At 33.3% G+C, this 18,005-nt stretch carries 13 protein-coding genes; 3 read left to right on the forward strand and 10 right to left on the reverse strand.

The window, feature by feature from the left end; all coding sequences use genetic code 11:
- Nucleotides 1-33: 33 nt before the first annotated feature.
- The 9 genes from NLG42_RS20605 to NLG42_RS20645 form a co-directional block, all read right to left on the reverse strand.
- Nucleotides 34-270: a hypothetical protein gene (locus NLG42_RS20605; RefSeq protein WP_099718923.1), complete on the reverse strand. Its 237-nt coding sequence runs from the start codon at nucleotides 268-270 to the stop codon at nucleotides 34-36.
- A 263-nt stretch (nucleotides 271-533) separates the two neighbouring features.
- Nucleotides 534-1,523 (reverse strand): helix-turn-helix domain-containing protein, encoded by a 990-nt coding sequence (locus NLG42_RS20610; RefSeq protein ID WP_158234865.1) that lies wholly within the window; start codon nucleotides 1,521-1,523, stop codon nucleotides 534-536.
- 9 nt (nucleotides 1,524-1,532) lie between these two features.
- A complete protein-coding gene (locus NLG42_RS20615; RefSeq protein ID WP_257682195.1) occupies nucleotides 1,533-2,513 on the reverse strand; it encodes a helix-turn-helix transcriptional regulator in 981 nt (326 codons plus the stop codon).
- Between the two features lie 126 nt (nucleotides 2,514-2,639).
- Nucleotides 2,640-3,662, reverse strand: coding sequence for an META domain-containing protein (locus NLG42_RS20620; RefSeq protein WP_257682196.1), 1,023 nt, complete (start codon nucleotides 3,660-3,662; stop codon nucleotides 2,640-2,642).
- A 229-nt stretch (nucleotides 3,663-3,891) separates the two neighbouring features.
- On the reverse strand, nucleotides 3,892-5,664 hold the full coding sequence (locus NLG42_RS20625; RefSeq protein WP_257682197.1) for a mechanosensitive ion channel family protein: 1,773 nt from the start codon (nucleotides 5,662-5,664) through the stop codon (nucleotides 3,892-3,894).
- A 464-nt stretch (nucleotides 5,665-6,128) separates the two neighbouring features.
- Entirely contained in the window at nucleotides 6,129-7,553 is a 1,425-nt protein-coding gene (locus NLG42_RS20630) for a SusD/RagB family nutrient-binding outer membrane lipoprotein (RefSeq protein ID WP_257682198.1), read from the reverse strand.
- Between the two features lie 12 nt (nucleotides 7,554-7,565).
- Nucleotides 7,566-10,754: a SusC/RagA family TonB-linked outer membrane protein gene (locus NLG42_RS20635; RefSeq protein ID WP_257682199.1), complete on the reverse strand. Its 3,189-nt coding sequence runs from the start codon at nucleotides 10,752-10,754 to the stop codon at nucleotides 7,566-7,568.
- An 809-nt stretch (nucleotides 10,755-11,563) separates the two neighbouring features.
- Nucleotides 11,564-12,256 (reverse strand): SIMPL domain-containing protein, encoded by a 693-nt coding sequence (locus NLG42_RS20640; RefSeq protein ID WP_257682200.1) that lies wholly within the window; start codon nucleotides 12,254-12,256, stop codon nucleotides 11,564-11,566.
- A 53-nt stretch (nucleotides 12,257-12,309) separates the two neighbouring features.
- Entirely contained in the window at nucleotides 12,310-12,948 is a 639-nt protein-coding gene (locus NLG42_RS20645) for a rhomboid family intramembrane serine protease (RefSeq protein WP_089054401.1), read from the reverse strand.
- Nucleotides 12,949-13,060: 112 nt separating this feature from the next.
- Here NLG42_RS20645 and NLG42_RS20650 point away from each other — a divergent pair, with 112 nt between their 5' ends.
- Nucleotides 13,061-13,936, forward strand: a complete 876-nt coding sequence (locus NLG42_RS20650; RefSeq protein WP_089056122.1) for a lysophospholipid acyltransferase family protein — start codon at nucleotides 13,061-13,063, stop codon at nucleotides 13,934-13,936.
- Nucleotides 13,937-14,018: 82 nt separating this feature from the next.
- On the opposite strand, the gene glmM is transcribed toward NLG42_RS20650, so the two are convergent.
- On the reverse strand, nucleotides 14,019-15,407 hold the full coding sequence (gene glmM, locus NLG42_RS20655) for a phosphoglucosamine mutase (RefSeq protein ID WP_089056123.1): 1,389 nt from the start codon (nucleotides 15,405-15,407) through the stop codon (nucleotides 14,019-14,021).
- 282 nt (nucleotides 15,408-15,689) lie between these two features.
- Between glmM and NLG42_RS20660 the strand changes: the two genes are divergently transcribed.
- On the forward strand, nucleotides 15,690-16,274 hold the full coding sequence (locus NLG42_RS20660; protein ID WP_257682201.1) for an acyl carrier protein phosphodiesterase: 585 nt from the start codon (nucleotides 15,690-15,692) through the stop codon (nucleotides 16,272-16,274).
- A gap of 34 nt (nucleotides 16,275-16,308) precedes the next feature.
- A complete protein-coding gene (gene ggt, locus NLG42_RS20665; RefSeq protein ID WP_257682202.1) occupies nucleotides 16,309-17,988 on the forward strand; it encodes a gamma-glutamyltransferase in 1,680 nt (559 codons plus the stop codon).
- Nucleotides 17,989-18,005 lie beyond the last annotated feature (17 nt).

Genomic DNA, 18,005 nt, shown 5'->3' on the forward strand with positions numbered 1-18,005 from the left:
ACGAGACTTTAAATGTTTTTCAAATGCTGCTGCTTAATCCTCTTTATACTTAAAAGTAAATTCCAGATTCGAACATTCGAGTACATAACTTCTGTTTTTCTTTAAAATAGAATCCTTTATAAACAGTTTTTCATAAACGCCAAAAGCTTCATGTTCTTTTGCAGACAAATCATCGTGACAAGTCCAGTTTTCTAATACATCTTTGTAAACCAAATGTCCATTTACCATGTATTGTTTATGATCTGTAAGTGGTATTATTTTTACGCTCATCTTTTAGATTTAAAAAGCAGCACTGCTTTTATCATAACTCCTTATAAAAACAGCATTTTCTTAAAATTATTAAGTAACAGTACTACTGAAAATAGATGGCAAAAATAATGTGACCTCAGCTTTTTGAACTACCACACATAATTATAAAATCAACATTATAAGCTACATATACTATATTCTTTGCTGTTTTTAAAGCAAAAAAAATCCCGATTACAGCCAGTAATCGGGAAAAAGTAAAGTTTAAAATGTTTAATTTTAGTGCTCTATTTACGCACTGTATTAGGCAGCACACCAAAGTAATCTCTATAAATAGAAGAGAAATAAGTGGTTTTATTATATCCTAACTCATAAGCAACATCGCTGATTAATTTAAAACTGCCGCTTTCTAATAACTCTTTTGCGAGGAGCAGTTTTTCAATCTTAAAAAACAACGGCGGACTCATTCCAAATATACTGTTGTATAAAGCTCTAAATTTTGTGGGCGACATATTGGCGATATTGGCTAGGAATTCGATCCCTGGAAACGGAATTAAAAGATTGGATAATAAATGCTGCTGACTTAACATAACTGCTTCAATATCTTTCTCTAAATGAGTTGCCATACTGGGCATTTTAGTGTTTAATCTTTCTATTAAATATCCAAGTAAATTATATGCAGCTCCTTTTAGCAAAAATTCATAATTAGGATTATCAATTTCCCGCTGTTTTAAAGCATTCAATACTACTTTGCTTCTGCTGTCTATGTGACCGTAAAAGAACATTTTCTTTTTTTTATCATCAAAAACATCTTTAAAATCCTTTTCAAATTCGGTATCTTTAAAAAATGTTTTTAAATAAGATTTTCTAATAAACAATCTTAAGGTATAGAATCGTTCTCCCACTGTTGAGAGATAACTACTTTTGATTTTATTATCTACAATCGCGAAACTTAATTTGGATTTATATCCTATTTTATGATTTACATCGTCTATTACATGCTTACTAACACTGTCGCTCAAGTCATAATATACAATCCAGAAATCATCCTCAGAAGGAATACGTGTAAATCGAAGTGGTGTATTCATAATTGAATCGACAATAACCACTGAAAAATTTGGGTTAATTTCTAAGAAACAGCTTGAACCGCTTGCAACTTCTTCTGGGAAATACATGTTTTCATTAACAATTGTACATCCTAAATCATCAACAAATTTTTGCCTCCATTCAGGTGTTAAGTAATATGTATGCTTAAATTCTGGAAGTACTTCGCTCATAACCATTTTTTATAATAAACTTTGATACTCTTTCGGGAAAACGCCATACTTGCTATTAAATCGTTTAGCAAAATAGGAAATATTAGCATAATTTAATTTATCAGAAACCTCACTTACAGTATATTGTCCTGTTTCTAATAATTCTTTGGCACGTTCTAACTTACTGTCCGAAAAAAAAGTTCCCGGACTGAATCCAGTAATTTTTGTAAACAGCTTTTTATATTTAGATGGTGACATATGTACTTGCTCAGCCAAAAATTCTATACCAGGAAAAATCTCTTCAATAATCTTTAGCAATAAAGCTTTTGAAGCAATAATACCTTTTATGTCATCGCCTATTACTTTACTAATAATGATTTTTTTCTCTAATAATTGCTCTAGATAATCGCCAATTAAATTATAAACAAGTCCTCTAAAATAAAACTCAAATAAGAAGCTGTCATAGGGTATTTTTCTAAAATCATTTAATAAAATAGAACTCTCAGTACTCATTCTTCCCATACTGATAATTGTATTCTTTTTGGTATTAAAAACATCTTTAGTTACCAATCTAAGTTTTGGCATCTTATCCATATATTCTTTTAATGCCGTTTTATCGATAAAAACACAGATAACATATGTTCTCGTTCCCTCATTTACCACATAATCTGTATCTAAAGAACTATCCGTTATCGCCAAATTATAATCAAATTTACCTACTACAGAAGTTTCATCATCTGCTATAAAATCGATATTATGATTAGTCATATAAAAATTCAATCCTACAAATCTTTTTAAATCATTTTTATATTTCAATAATACTTGTTCTTTGTACGTAGTATCAATGAGCATTGCCGAAATTCTTTCCTCTAATATTAAAACGAAATGCGTACCAGTATAGGTTTCATTATCTCCTTTTATAAAGTCACCATGAACAGTTCCTCCCATAGCTTCCGCTACTACGTCAATCCATTTGTTATCACTAGAGTATACATGTTCAATAACTTTCATAATAAAAAGATTTACTATAAAATTACTAAATTATTCAATAAAAAAACCAGTAAATTAACTTCACTGGTTTTCTAATTATTCTTTGTAAATCTTTAATCTATTTTAAGATGATTTTACTGCATTAGTTTATTTTGTAATTCCAAACATCATAACTAATCTATCATTAAGATAAAAGTTCAAAGTTTGATCTGCTACATCAAAACGCAGGTCTTTACTGTTTAGGTAAGACAATATTTTTTGTTCTGTTTTGTTACCTTCTTCTCCAATACAAGCCATTGCTGTAACGGCAACATTATTAAAAGAAATACGATCGTCATTACTTTCATAAGTTCCAGCGAAATTGTTACAGCCTGTATTTCCGCTTACTTTCTTTTCCGCTGGATTAAATTTAATAGAAGCTTTACCGTAATCCTGTCCAACATTTTCAAGTGCGATTAGTTTCCAATTGTTTTTACCAATAAAACTCCAAAGTTCATTTTGAGTTGGAATAGAAAATTCCATAACAATCTTATTCTTTGAATTTTTGAACTGTACTTTATTGTTTTTCTTTACAATTTTGAACTTTTTATTTGTTATCGCCGCACTAAAATCTTGTTCCAATTTCATGCTTTCAGGATCACAAGCCATTAAAGTTCCAAAAGGAGCAGCTGTTTTGATCTGATTTTTTGAAGAAAGCTTTGTAAACTTTACATTGAAGTTATTACATCCATTTTTACCGCTGATTGTACCAGTTTCATTATTGATCGTAATAAATGCTTTTCCGTTGTTTATCTTTTTACCATTCAATTGCGTTAAAATCATTTTGGTATCATAAATTCCTTTTTCCTTGTTTACAGGAGTTTTCGAAATAATCTTTTCTAATTTATAAAGGTATGAAGAAGCATCAGCAGGAATAGGTTCTTGCCTTTTTGTTCTTTTTACCAATAACTCATATCGATTTCCTTTTTCAAAATTAAAACCTTCAATATGATTATAAAAAAGCTGCCATTCTTTATCATTGTCATACCTTACCTGAAGACATTCCATAGGACTAACACCTTGACATGGCACTTTATTTTCTTTCACAAACATTTTTAAACTTTCCTGACCATATGTAAATGTTGATAATAACACTACCACAAAAACATACATACTTTTTAATCTTTTCATTGTTTTAATTTTTAGAATACTGATTATGCATTCTGATTATTCATGTTTTTTCTGCAGGCATGAATTGTGCCATTTTAAAATATAGAATGCTTTTAACTTTTTTTTATCACCAATTAATCCCTCTTTTTCTTTAACAATTAAACTACTACATACTGATAATCAATCAATTTAATCAATTAGACCAATAATCTTACGTTTTATTTTATTTAAGATTATTATAATAGTATTTTTATTCTTCTTTTGGACTAAAACTGCCATCGTCTGGATATTTGAGACTGTCTTTTATTTCTTCGACACGTTTAGGATCAAATTTAGGCAGCTGTAATTCATTATTCTCTTTCCATTTTTTAACGGTTTCCGAAATTGCTGCTGCCTTGTCGCTTGACATCGGTGTATCGCGAGCCATATAAAGTGTTTGAGATGGATAAGCCAAAGATGTTCCGCTTTGTTCTATTATATCCAACATTCGTAATAATATATCTTCCTGCACTTCCTGCGATATTTCAAAAGTTACGGCTTCTATGTATGCGGTAATCTCAACTTTCAAAGCATCAGCAGTAATACCTGTAAAGCGTACGATAGGCGGAGAATTTAGCACCGCAGGATGAGCGTACAATAAAGATCTAAGTTCTACCAATAAATAACGCATTTGATCAGGCGTTGTTTCCATTCTAAAAGTAAATATCGGATTGAAGATAAAACGATCACGATGAGCATAATTTTCTATTTTACTCGCTGATAACTGCCCGTTTGGAATCGTTACAATTGTACGTGCAGAAGTACGAAGCGTAGTCGAACGCATTCCGATCGATTCTACAGTGCCTTTAATATCATCAACTCGGCAATAATCTCCAACTCTCAACGGCTGATCTGCAATAAGGCTGACACTGCCTACAAAATTTTCTATTGTTTTTTGCGCTCCTAATGCCAACGCGATACCTCCAATTCCTAATGCTGCAAGTCCAGCGGTAACATCTACCCCAATAATACCAAGTATTGCAATAATACCAATTATAACGATGGCTACTTTTGTGGTACGACTTAAAAACAAAACAGCAGAAACGGCAGAAATACGACCGCTTCTATTCATTCTGCTGCGTGTATACATACTCACAAAGTCAGTCATTCTCCAAAGCAGAATCAAGAAAGCTAGAATTCCAATTGTCAATATAATAATACTAAAGCGCTGACGAACTACTATAGAAATTCCCATGCGCTGTGTAAATGCGACAAATAAAATCACCGTAAGATACATATGAATTGGCAGTGAAAAAGCTTCTATAACGGCGTCGCCCTTCTCGCTTGCAGCTTTTTTCCAAAATTTTTGCACTAGAAAACCAATTACAAAAACCAGCAGTCTGGCAAGCAAATAACATACTAAAGTCATGATTACCACAACCGCCCAATGACCAACGGGAACATTTCCTAGTTTTCGCTCTTTTAAAACATCAGGTAATACCCTGTCTAAAAAAGTTTTTTCTCCAGAAATATCTGCTGAAGCAATTGCTTCAACCGTTTCTGCAGAAAAAAGCCATAATGACGGCTGACTGTCATCGGATTGGTTTTCTAAATAAAGCTGTATTGCTGTTCTGTCTGTAGATATACTTCCCACGAGATCAACACCAGTTGCCAAATCATCGTCTATACGTCCAATTTCTTTACTGCTGATGATTGAAGATGGCGAGAAAGTTCCTCCCTGATCTAACAACTGCTGGAAAGTTTTTGCTATACGTATTCTTTCGGCAGTTTTGCGATAGGAACGTTTACTTAGCACCAGATATTGACTGGCACGTAAATAATTTTGGTCGCCAAGAGCCTTAATAAATCCGTTAACGGTTCCTTGCGGCGTCCTTCTTCCAAGTGAATCTTCTGGAATTTTCGCTGGTTCTTCAGTTGCTGCTTTACTCGTTCCTAATAACTGAGCTGTTCCAGTATTTGGTTTTAACAATACTATCAAAAACAACAACGAATAAGACAGTAAACGCTTTACATTTATAATCATGTTCTTATTTATTTTACCGATTTAAAATACTAAAAATAAGAAATATAGCAGATAAAAGGAATCTTTTTGATAAGAAAAAAGAAAACTGTCTTGTAATAATAAAAGCTTAGAAATAGATAAAATTCAAATTAAGCCCTTTGAATATGGCGTCAAAATCATGATATACAAGACTATAAAATATTTAAAACATATCCTATTCGTAGATCTTAAAGCCAAAAAAAAGTCCTAATTCTCATTAGGACTTTTACAAACTGATCACATTGGATCAGGATAGTGATCTATTTGATTTTTTTATTTCAACAGAAAGTAATATCCTATTGAATTACAATTATTCTCAACACAAAAAAACATAGCTTTTACAACCAAAAAATAGACGTTTTACTTTTTAATCTAATATCTATGTCTCTATGTGATAATTATTTTATCATTACACTAAAATGTGAACACTCTTTTTACAGTCTCGTTTATTTTGCATCAAACCATAATTTTGTTGTAAGCAAATCTTTTCCTTGAGCAGAAACTGCTGTTTGATAATTAGATCCGTTCAAAGACTGCTCTGTTCCTGGATAGAAGAAACGAGACGGAATTTGTCCATCCAAAACTGTAGATGGTCCTGCTTTCAACACAGGATAATCTAGTCTTCTCCATTCTGTAAAAGCATCAAGACCTTGTCCGTAAAATGCAATCCATTTTTGCGTGCCAATCGATTTAGCATAATTCGAAGCATCATACTTTACAGACGCCTGATTAAGATAATTAGAAATAGCAGTCGCATCTGTAATTCCAAATTGATTGAACGACGCTGTAATTGCATTTTTATAAAGCTGCTCCGCGTCTCCCGAAATATAACCGCGTGCTGCTGCTTCTGCAAGATTAAATAATACTTCTGAATAAGAAACAATTACGGCTGGCGATGATGAAGTCAGGAAATAAGTTCCCGGCTTTGATGTCTTCGCAAAACCTTGAGAATTGGCATCACTATTCGTTAATCCATTACCTGCTCCCACATATTTAACTACACTTTTATCTGTTGGCAATTGTGCATAAACAGGTAAACGCGGATCAGATAACTCTGTTAATTTATCAACCAATGTTTTCGAAACACGAAAATCATCACGCGTTTCAAACCAAGCTGAAGCAGGATTCTGCTGAGGCGAACTCGTATAGGTAAATTTAAAAGTATCGTTATTGCTGCTCAATACTCCCGCAGCATCTGTAGTTGCATCAATCGCAGCCTGTTTAGCCAAAGCTGGTTCTTTATCTGAAATTCTCAATGCGATACGCAAACGAAGCGAATTTACCAGTTTTTTCCATTTTGTTATATCTCCTTTGTAAGCCAAATCGCCTGTCACAGTACCGTTTGTTGTACTTAAAAATGACTGAGCTTGTTTTAAATCTTCAAGCAATCCTGTATACACTTCTTTTTGTGTGTTATAAGCAGGCGTTACTTTTAAACCCGCTTCTTTGTAAGGAATACTTCCATAAGCATCTGTCAATAATAAAAATGTCCATGAACGCAGGGTTAATGCAATCCCTTTATAATTGGAATTTGCCTGTTGATCAGAAAACTTCAAAATCGTATTCAAATCTGTAATCAAAGTGGCATAACCCGTATTCCATAAAGAAGTAAAAGAAGTATTAGACACATCGTATCTGTCTGGCTCAGTATATTGAATTTTAGCCCAATGCTGCACAAATAACAAAGACGAATTAAAGTTTGTATTATCTCCCCAATACAAATCAGCTCCTTGTTTTAATGTTCCAGTTAACAAATAAGGTGCTAAAGGAGTTTCGGTCGCATTTGGATTTTTATTAATATCATCCAAAGTATCGCTGCAAGACACGAACGTCAATGCAAATAGCGTTATATATGATAGTTTTTTAAGCATGATTTCGTGTTTTTAAAATTTAAGATTAACATTAAGACTGTAACTTCTTGTTGTTGGTAAAGCTAAACTCTCCAACCCTTGAGCATTTCCAGTATTGAAAGCTGTTTCAGGATCAATATTTGGCGCATCTTTATAGATAAAGAATAGATTACGACCTACAGCAGTTATACTTGCAGCTTCTAATCCCAGCTTCTTAACGAATGATTTATTTAAATTGTAAGCTAGTTTTACTTCTCTTAATTTTACAAAAGTTGAGCTGTAGACATAGGCTTCACTAATATTGTATGATGCTTTATAGTATTCCTGTGCACTAATCACTTGATTGTTTGCAGTTCCATCAGCATACACTCCCTTAAAGATCATTCCATCATCATATACCGTTACTCCGCTTGGAGCAGTTCCGCCAGCTACTAATGTTTTCGGATTTGCAGTGTTATTACCTGGATAATAGTAACTTAATCCGCCATTTGCAGCATCACGACCCGGAAGAGTTTGTGCTAATACACCTGTATAATTACCCGTTCTATTAGTTCCTGAAAAAAGCTCTCCTCCTACACTCGCATCAACAAGAAATGAAAGTTCGATATTCTTGTAAGTCAATGTGTTTGTCACACCCGCAAGATAATCTGGAGTATAATGTCCTAGTACTTTCTTTTGCGGATCAGCTTTTGGTAATCCGTTTGCTCCTACTACAATATTTCCACTTGCATCACGCTGATATGCTGTACCGTAAAGTGCTCCATAAGCCTGCCCAACAGATGCTAATACATCAACACCTCCAGAACTTCCAATGGTATAATTTTGAATTTGTTTATCATAATCAAGAATTTCAACTTTGCTGATATTCTTAGAATAATTCACACCAACATTCCATTTAAAATCTTGCGTTTGAATAGTAGTTCCGTCCAATTGAATTTCTATACCACGATTGTTTATTTTTCCTGCATTGATTAATTGCGAATTATAACCGCTTGAAGCTGTAGTTTTTATTTCTAAAATTTGGTCAAAACTATTTGTATTATAGTAAGCTGCATCAAAATGCAATCTGTTTTTCCAGAACGAAGCTTCTACACCAACTTCAGTTGAACGAGTTGTTTCTGGTTTCAAATTCTCATTCAGTTTTTTCTGTGAAGATGTCTGAATAGGATTTCCGTCGAATGCAGTTTGGAAATTATAAACTGTAGACAATTGATACGGATCTGCATCATTACCAACTTCAGACCAGCCGCCGCGTAGTTTTAAGAAATCAAGCGTATTGCTTTTCAAATTCAAAGCTTCAGACAACACTAAACTACCATTGATAGACGGATAAAAATACGAACGGTTGCTGCTCGGTAATGTTGATGACCAATCATTACGAGCCGTAACATTTACAAAAGCATAATTTTTATATCCAAATTGTGCCGAAGCATATGCACTATATACTCTTAATTTTGATAATGTATTGTATGACGTTAATGGGTCTCTTGAATTGTTTAATGTATATAAATCAGGAACCGCTAAACGTGGTGCTTTTTGATAATTGTTTGCATCACTGTGATTACGAATATTGAATCCGGCAAGAGCATCCAAACTAAAATCATCGCTAAGTTTTTTAGTATATGTAAAAATACCTTCCGTATTGCTTTCGCTTACTGTGTAAGCATCTTCGGCATATGATCCAAAAGGAGTTCCATTTGTACCATATTTAATTTGGTATTTTCTGCGATCGTTATAATAATCAACTCCTGTGCGGAATTTAAAATTAAGTCCGTCTGCAAGTTTTGCATCCAAATGGATATCTCCTATTAAACGATTACGCTGTTGACTAGTTGTATTGTAATAAGCATTCCAGTATGGATTACTGTAGTAACTGTTATTCCAATTTACGTCTCTATTATTTCTAAGCTGATTAATATCAACCTGACGACCGAACCAAAGAAACTGCAGCATTACACCAGCAGCACGTGCTCCCATTGGACCACCTGGTAAAGCAGGAGCATCTGTAACAATATAATTTCCTGTTACTCCTACTTTTACATTTTTAGATATTTGATAATTAGTGTTAATCGTAAAGTTCGTTTTATTTACTTCACTATTTGGTACCGTACCATTTTGTTTTTGATTGTTTATTCCTAAACGGAAATCCGATTTATCATCTGATCTGGCAACAGAAATACTATTATCAAAAGTAAGCCCTGTATTAAAAAAGTCTCTCACATTATCCGGATTAGCGACAAAAGGAACTGCCTGACCATTAGAGTAAAATTGAGGAATAAGACGTCCGTCTAACTTAGGTCCCCAGCTTTCATCAACACCATCGTTAATTCCGCCTCCTTTACCATCTACATAACTAAATTTTCCGTTTGAACCTTGTCCGAATGAATTTTGAAAACTAGGTAAAGTAGCAACTTGTGAAATTGTTATACCCGAGCTAACACTTATCCCAAGTCCTTTTTGACTTTTTCCAGATTTTGTAGTAATAAGAACAACACCATGTGCTGCACGAGATCCATAAAGCGCTGCCGCGTTAGGTCCTTTCAATACCGTCAATGTTTCAATATCCTGAGGGTTTAAATCTGAAATTGCATTTTTAAAATCACGAGTTGCTCCTCCAGAGTTCAACTGCGAGTTATCTACAGGAACACCATCTACAACAAATAACGGCTGATTATTTCCTGCGATAGAAGTTTCTCCACGAATAATAATACGTGAAGATCCCATATCTCCTTGTGAATTTGTAATACGAACACCTGCCAATTTTCCAGCAAGACTATTTAAAAAGTTCGTTTCTTTTGTATCTGCTATATCCTTGTTCTTAAGTGACTGCGTAGTATATCCTAAAGATTTCTTTTCTTTTGTAATTCCTAGAGCCGTAACTACAACTTCTGACAGCACATTTTGCTCTTCGGTAAGATCAATAATAACTGAATTTTGATTAACTACAACTTCCCTTTTTTTATACCCCAAATAGCTAACTACTAAAGTATAAGGAAACTTTTGTCCTGTTTGGAAGAAGAATTTTCCATCTAAATCTGTTACAACGCCATGCGTAGTGCCTTTAATGTTTATTGAAGCGCCAATAACCGGCTCTTTTGTAATGGCATCGATTACTGTTCCTTCAAGTTTAGATTGGATTAGAGGTTTTGTCTCTTGTGCATTAATCCCTATGGAAATCAACAAAATACACAACCATGTATATCTATTTAATATTTTTTTCATTACTTTGTTTTAGTTTAATAAATAAGGTGAGCCGAAAACGGATTTACTCCATTATCGCTTTCCTTTTAAGAGATGAACAATTTCTTTAAGCTTCGCCATTTCAGCTGCAACAGAAATGGTTTTTTATTTGCTGCACATTCGCTTTTTCATTTTTTTTATTTTGGATTACTATTATTTGAACTGATTTCACAAGAACTCGGCCCTAAAACTAAGGCTGTATCTTGATTAAAAAATTGGTATGAATTTGAGATTGAAGAATTGTTAATCGTGATAACCTTAAAACAGAAACTGTTTATTGGTTCTCTGCATATTCAAAAATGAAATATATTTGATAATCTTTAATCTTTGGGTGCCTCTTGCATTTTTAAACTCTACTAATTTGATAGAACAAAAGTATATTTTAAAATAGTAAACCCAAAATTTTAATTGCTTTTTTTACAAAAGAAATGTTAACTCTATTGAACAAGAATATTTAACTCACTAAACACAAGCAATTTAAGGCGTTTCATATTTTCTTATTGAGTGTAAGATTTTTTTTAAACCAACAGTCTAAAATTAGAAATAGCAGTAGGTTTTAAAGGAATTATCAAAATAATAAAACGTATTAAAACAAAAAAACCTCCAAAATGATCATTTTGGAGGTTCAGTATTTCTAAAATTTTAATTAGGAGTTATGACTTAGCAAACAAGAATAAGATAAAACTTATTAGAAGGAATCTAAAATCAAGATCAAAAAAATCAGGCAAAAAAAAAATCCAAATCCCAATTTTACATTGGAATTTGGATTTTATATTGATCTTTTATAAGTCTTAGTCTAAAACAAAACTCACGCTGACATTTGCTGTAACTTCGATTTCTCCAATTGCTAAAGTTTCATTTGAAGCACCTGCAGAATCCATTGCTTCTGCTGATTTCATTGCTGCATACATTGGTCTTGGGTAATACACCTGAGAGTTATCAGAAATTGTATAAGCTTTACCCACTTTTTGTCCTAAAACAGAAACATAATCTTCTGCTTTTGCTTTAGCATCTTTCATCGCAAGTTTACGAGCTTCTGATTGAAGTTGTACTAATTTAGAAGTTTCAAAAGAAACTTTGTCTAAACGATTAATTCCCTGCTGTACCAAACCTTCCATTAATTCATCATATTTTGATAAATCTTTCAATACAATTTCAACAGTTTGTGTTGCATTATAACTAGTTTTCTTTTTCTCGTAGTCGTATTGCGGATTTAGCGCCACTTGTTTTGTTTTGAAATCAGCTGTTGGCACATTCATTTTTTTGATGAATTTTAAAACAGCATCCATTTTTTCGTCATTTTGCTTTTTAACATCTTTAGCATTATTCCCTTTTGTTTCAACAGTAGCTGAAATACAAACCTGATCAGGGGCTACTTTTACTTTTCCTTCACCGTTTACATTGATTTGAGGAATTTGCTTTGTTTCTTGAGCGTAAGACATAGTCATAAACATGATTGTTAAAAATAATACTGCTTTCTTCATTTTTGTTATATTTAAGTTATTTGAAATTGATCTTTCAAAAGTTGTGCCAGTCCTTACAGCTTGCCCATTTTTGCCATACCAAAAAGTATCAAAATAGGAATTGCCAACAAAATAACCATTAAACTATGATCTACAATTAATGAAGGTTCTTTTATCAATGTAATTACATAACCGCCTATGGCACCGCCAAAATGCGCCGTATGTCCAATATTGTCATTTTTGGCACGCATTCCATAAATCGAATACAATAAATATAGAATTCCAAAAAGATACGCCGGCATTGGAATAACAAAAAATATTCCCAGCATCATATCTGGCTGCAATAAAATAGCTGAATATAAAACTCCAGTAACCGCACCCGAAGCTCCTACTGCGCGATAATTATAATCGTTTTTATGAAACAGCATCGTAAGCAGACTGCCAAAAATCAAACTTCCAAAATAAACTAAAACAAAAGAAAAGGTTCCAAGCCATTGCAAAACAACCGGCGCAAAAAACCAAAGTGTAAGCATATTAAAAATTAAATGCATCATATCGACATGCAAAAAACCAGATGACAGCATTCGTATCTGTTCTCCAGCTCTAATACTTCCTACATGAAATTCGTATTTTCTAAAAAAAGAAAGGTCATTAAATCCTTTATAGCTAATTAGTACATTCGCTACAATAATTCCAATCAAAATGGTATTCATAAACAATATTTAATATGAAATGTAAATATAGTCATTCTCAGAGATAACTCCGTCACAAACCAAAATATCGATGGTTATTCATTTTTAAATTATATTTGTAAAAAAATATTACATGCAATTTATCGTTTATATACTGGCCTATCCTTTACTTTGGCTTATCTCTATACTTCCTTTTCGACTATTTTATTTACTATCAGATTGTATCTTCTTTTTGATATACTATGTTGTAGGTTACAGACGAAAAGTGGTTAAAGCAAATTTAGCACTTACTTTACCGCATTTGAGCGATGAAGAACGAAAAAAAATCGAGAAAAAATTCTATCAGCATATGTGTGATATGTTTCTCGAGATGATTAAAACAATGAGTATTTCTGCTGATGAAATGGAAAAAAGATTTACGGTAACTAATCTTGATCTCGTTCATGAATATGCTGAAAGAGGGAAAAGTGTTATTTTGGTAGCTTCGCATTATGCCAGCTACGAATGGCTTTTAACTATTAATCGTAAAATTGCTTTTCAGGGAGTTGCCGTTTATAAAAAAGTTGCCAATCCTTATTTTGATAAATTGGTGCGAAAAATACGTTCTAAATACGATACAGAATTAGTTGAAACAAAAAAGGCAATTCCAACGATGGCACAAAATCAGCGTGACGGAATTTTAAGCATGTACGGTTTAGCAAGTGATCAATCGCCAAAATTGGATCGTATTTTTCATTCCATGAAATTTATGGGAATTGAAGTTCCTGTACATACCGGCGCCGAAATGCTGGCCAAAAAATATGATTTAAGCGTAATTTTTGTAAAGGTAAATAAAATAGCCAGAGGCTATTATGAAGCTACTTTTGTATCACTTGCTGATAATCCAAACGACTATGAAAATTTTGAAATAACTGAAAAGTATTTGAAAGAAGTTGAAAAACAAATATATGAAGCTCCTGAATATTATTTATGGACGCATAAAAGATGGAAACACAGAATTGAGAAATAATTCTAAATACATCTCAAATTAAAGCATAAAAAAACACCTCTTTCTAAATAAATGAAAGAGGTGTTTTTTTTATACTCCGAAATTAAATTCCAGCGATTTCTTTTATTTCATCAATAATTCGAAGAGCTAAAACATCAGCTTCTTTTTGTGAAGGCGCTTCAGTATAAATTCGGATAATTGGTTCTGTATTCGATTTTCTTAAATGTACCCATTCCGTTGCAAAATCAATCTTTACACCGTCGATTGTAGAAATATCTTCATTTTTATATTTCTCAGTCATAGCAGTCAAAATCGCATCAACATCAATCTGCGGTGTCAATTCAATTTTATTTTTACTCATATAATACTCCGGATAAGAAGCTCTCAATGCCGAAACAGATATTTTTTTGTTTGCCAAATGAGTTAAAAACAAAGCAACTCCAACCAAACTATCTCTTCCGTAATGCAATTCAGGATAAATAATTCCGCCATTACCTTCACCGCCAATAATTGCGTTATTTTTTTTCATTAATTCAACCACATTCACTTCACCTACAGCACTTGCTTCATAGTTTCCATTATGTGCTTTTGTCACATCGCGTAAAGCACGAGACGATGACATATTCGAAACTGTATTTCCAGGAGTTTTACTCAAAACATAATCAGCACAAGCGACCAAAGTATATTCTTCACCAAACATTTCACCATCTTCACTGATAAAAGCCAAACGATCAACATCTGGATCAACTACAACACCTAAATGCGCTTTTTCTTTCACCACTAATTCTGAAATATCAGTCAAATGTTCTTTTAAAGGCTCCGGATTATGAGGAAAATGTCCGTTTGGTTCACAGTATAATTTTACTACTTCCACTCCCATTAATTCTAATAGTTTTGGAATAATAATTCCTCCAGATGAATTTACTCCATCGACAACTACTTTAAATTTTGCCGCTTTTACAGCTTCAACATCAACCAAAGGCAAATTTAAAACCTCGTCGATATGAATATCCATGTAAGCATCATTTGGTGTAATCTCGCCTAAATTATCAACATCCGAAAAATCGAAAGCTTCAGCTTCAGCAATTTCAAGAATTTTTGCTCCTTCTGCTCCGCTTAAAAACTCACCTTTTTCATTCAATAATTTTAAAGCATTCCATTGTTTTGGATTATGAGAAGCCGTTAAAATAATTCCGCCGTCTGCCTTTTCAAGCGGAACAGCTACTTCAACAGTTGGTGTAGTCGAAAGACCAAGATCGATCACATTAATTCCTAAACCTATTAAAGTATTTACAACAAGATTATGAATCATTGGTCCAGAAATTCTGGCATCGCGACCAATTACAACAGTTAATTTTTCTTTTGAAGTATTGTTTTTTAGAAAAGTACCGTAAGCCGATGCAAATTTTACTGCATCAACAGGAGTCAGGTTATCTCCTACTTTTCCTCCAATTGTTCCTCGTATTCCTGAAATCGATTTTATTAAAGTCATTTTTCTGCGTTATGGTTATTTTATTACAAATATAGAAAAGTTACTAAGGTTCTAAGTTGCCAATATGCTAAGATTTTTTAAATACTATAAAATTTTAGTAAAATAACATCTCAAATTAATAAGCGCAGTTAATGTCGCAGGCTCTTAAGAAGCCAAGGTTTCTAAAGTGATATAACCTTATCATAAAATGTCGGACAATTTTATAACAAAATCATTTAAAAAAGTTTTTATACTTTTACAAGAGCGAACTTAGCGCCTTAGAACCTTAGCACCTCACAAAAAATGAACTTCCTAGCCCACATATATCTTTCTGGCGAAAATGATTTAATCAAAATTGGCAATTTTATGGCCGATGGCATTCGTGGGAAACAGTTTGAGCATTTTCCTGAAGATGTACAAAAAGGAATTCTTCTGCATAGATTTATCGATACTTATACAGATTCTCATGATACATTCAGGCAAAGTACTAAAAGACTGCATGAAAAGTACCATCATTATTCGGGAGTAATTGTTGATATTGTATACGATCATTTTTTAGCTAAAAATTGGAACAATTATTCAGATGAAAAACTGGAAGATTTCACCAATAGATTTTACAACTCACTTCATACCAACTATGACATTCTAACTGAAAAAACACAGGGTTTAATGCCTTATATGATTGAGCGAAATTGGCTTTTAAGCTATAAAACCGTTGACGGCATTCATCAGATTTTAACTCAAATGGATCGAAGATCAAAAAATGTGTCTAAAATGCAGTTTGCAAGTGAAGAATTAGTAGAATTTTATACCGAATTTGAACAGGAATTCACTAGTTTTTTTGAAGAGATTCAGCAGCAGGCAAAACAAAAATTACTTTCATTATAAAATCAAATTGATCTTATAAAACTCTTATTAAATCATGAAAAAAATCACCTTTATACTCTATTTCATTTCTATTTGCAGTTTTGCGCAAACTTCAAAACAAACGGGATTAGTCGTTTCAAAAGCTATGGTAGTTTCTGCTCGCGAAGAAGCTTCAAAAATTGGCGCAGCAATTATGAAAAAAGGAGGAAACGCTTTTGATGCTATGGCCGCAACTGAACTTGCGCTGGCAGTTGCATATCCGTATGCTGGAAATATTGGCGGAGGAGGTTTTATGGTTTACCGCAAAGCAAATGGTGAAGTTGGAAGCTTGGATTATCGCGAAAAAGCACCTCTCGCTGCAACAAAAGATATGTTTCTAGACAAAGATGGAAATGTTGTAAAAGGCAAAAGTACCGAAACTGCTTTAGCAATCGGTGTACCAGGAACTATAGCCGGAGTATTTGCTGTACATAAAAAACTAGGTTCTCTGCCTATATCTGAAATTTTAAAGCCAGTAATTGCTTTAGCAGAAAAAGGTGTCGTAGTAACTCAAAAACAACAAAAACAGCTTGAAGCTTATCATGATGCCATTGTAAAAGCAAATGGACCAAATACGCTTATGGCGAAAGAATTTAAAGAAAAGGATACCATCAAATATCCTGCACTTGCTAATACGCTGAAACGAATTTTAAAAAATGGAAAAGACGAGTTCTATAAAGGAAAAACGGCCCAAATATTAGTAGATTATATTCAGAAAAACGGCGGTATTATCACACTTAAAGATTTAGCAAGTTATGAAGCGAAATGGAGAAAGCCATTGCAATTTAATTATAAAGAATTAAAAATTACTTCAATGTCACCGCCAAGCAGCGGCGGAATTTGTCTGGCACAAATTATGAAAATGATTGCTCCTTATGACTTGTCAAAAATGGGACACAATTCTGAGAAGGCCATTCAGGTAATTGTAGAAGCCGAAAGAAGAGCTTATGCTGATAGAAGTCAATTTTTAGGAGATCCTGATTTTGTAAAAATACCTGTTAAGGAACTTTTAGCTGATTCGTATTTAAAAGAGCGTATGTCGACTTTTAGTTTTGACAAAGCTAGTTTATCATCAGAAATAAGAGAAGGAGAAATTAAGTACAGCGAAAGCACCGAGACGACACACTACTCTATTGTAGATCAATTTGGGAATGCTGTTGCTGCAACCACAACTATAAACGATGGCTTTGGATCAAAATACTATTGCGACGAATTAGGCTTTTTCTTAAATAATGAAATGGATGATTTTAGTGCAAAACCTGGATCACCAAATATGTTTGGATTAGTTGGAAATGATGCCAATAGTATTGCACCGCAAAAACGAATGCTGAGTTCAATGACTCCAACCATTGTTGAGAAAAACGGAAAATTATTTATGGTTGTAGGAACGCCTGGCGGTTCTACTATTATCACTTCTGTATTGCAAACTATTCTGAATGTTTACGAGTTTGGTTTGGGTATGCAAGAGGCTGTAAATGCACCACGTTTTCATCATCAATGGCTTCCAGATATTGTTACTTTTGAGCCTCACACTTTCAGCACAAAAGCATTCGAAAACTTAACTGCTAAAGGTTATCTGATTAATGAAAAAACAACTCCTGTAATTGGCAAAGTTGATGCTATTTTGGTTTTACCAAATAAAAAACTTGAAGGAGGCGCAGATTTTAGAGGAGATGATAAAGCCGCTGGTTTTTAGCCTGAAAAAGATTTAAG

The organism is Flavobacterium plurextorum, assembly GCF_024638035.1.
Lineage (GTDB): Bacteria > Bacteroidota > Bacteroidia > Flavobacteriales > Flavobacteriaceae > Flavobacterium > Flavobacterium plurextorum.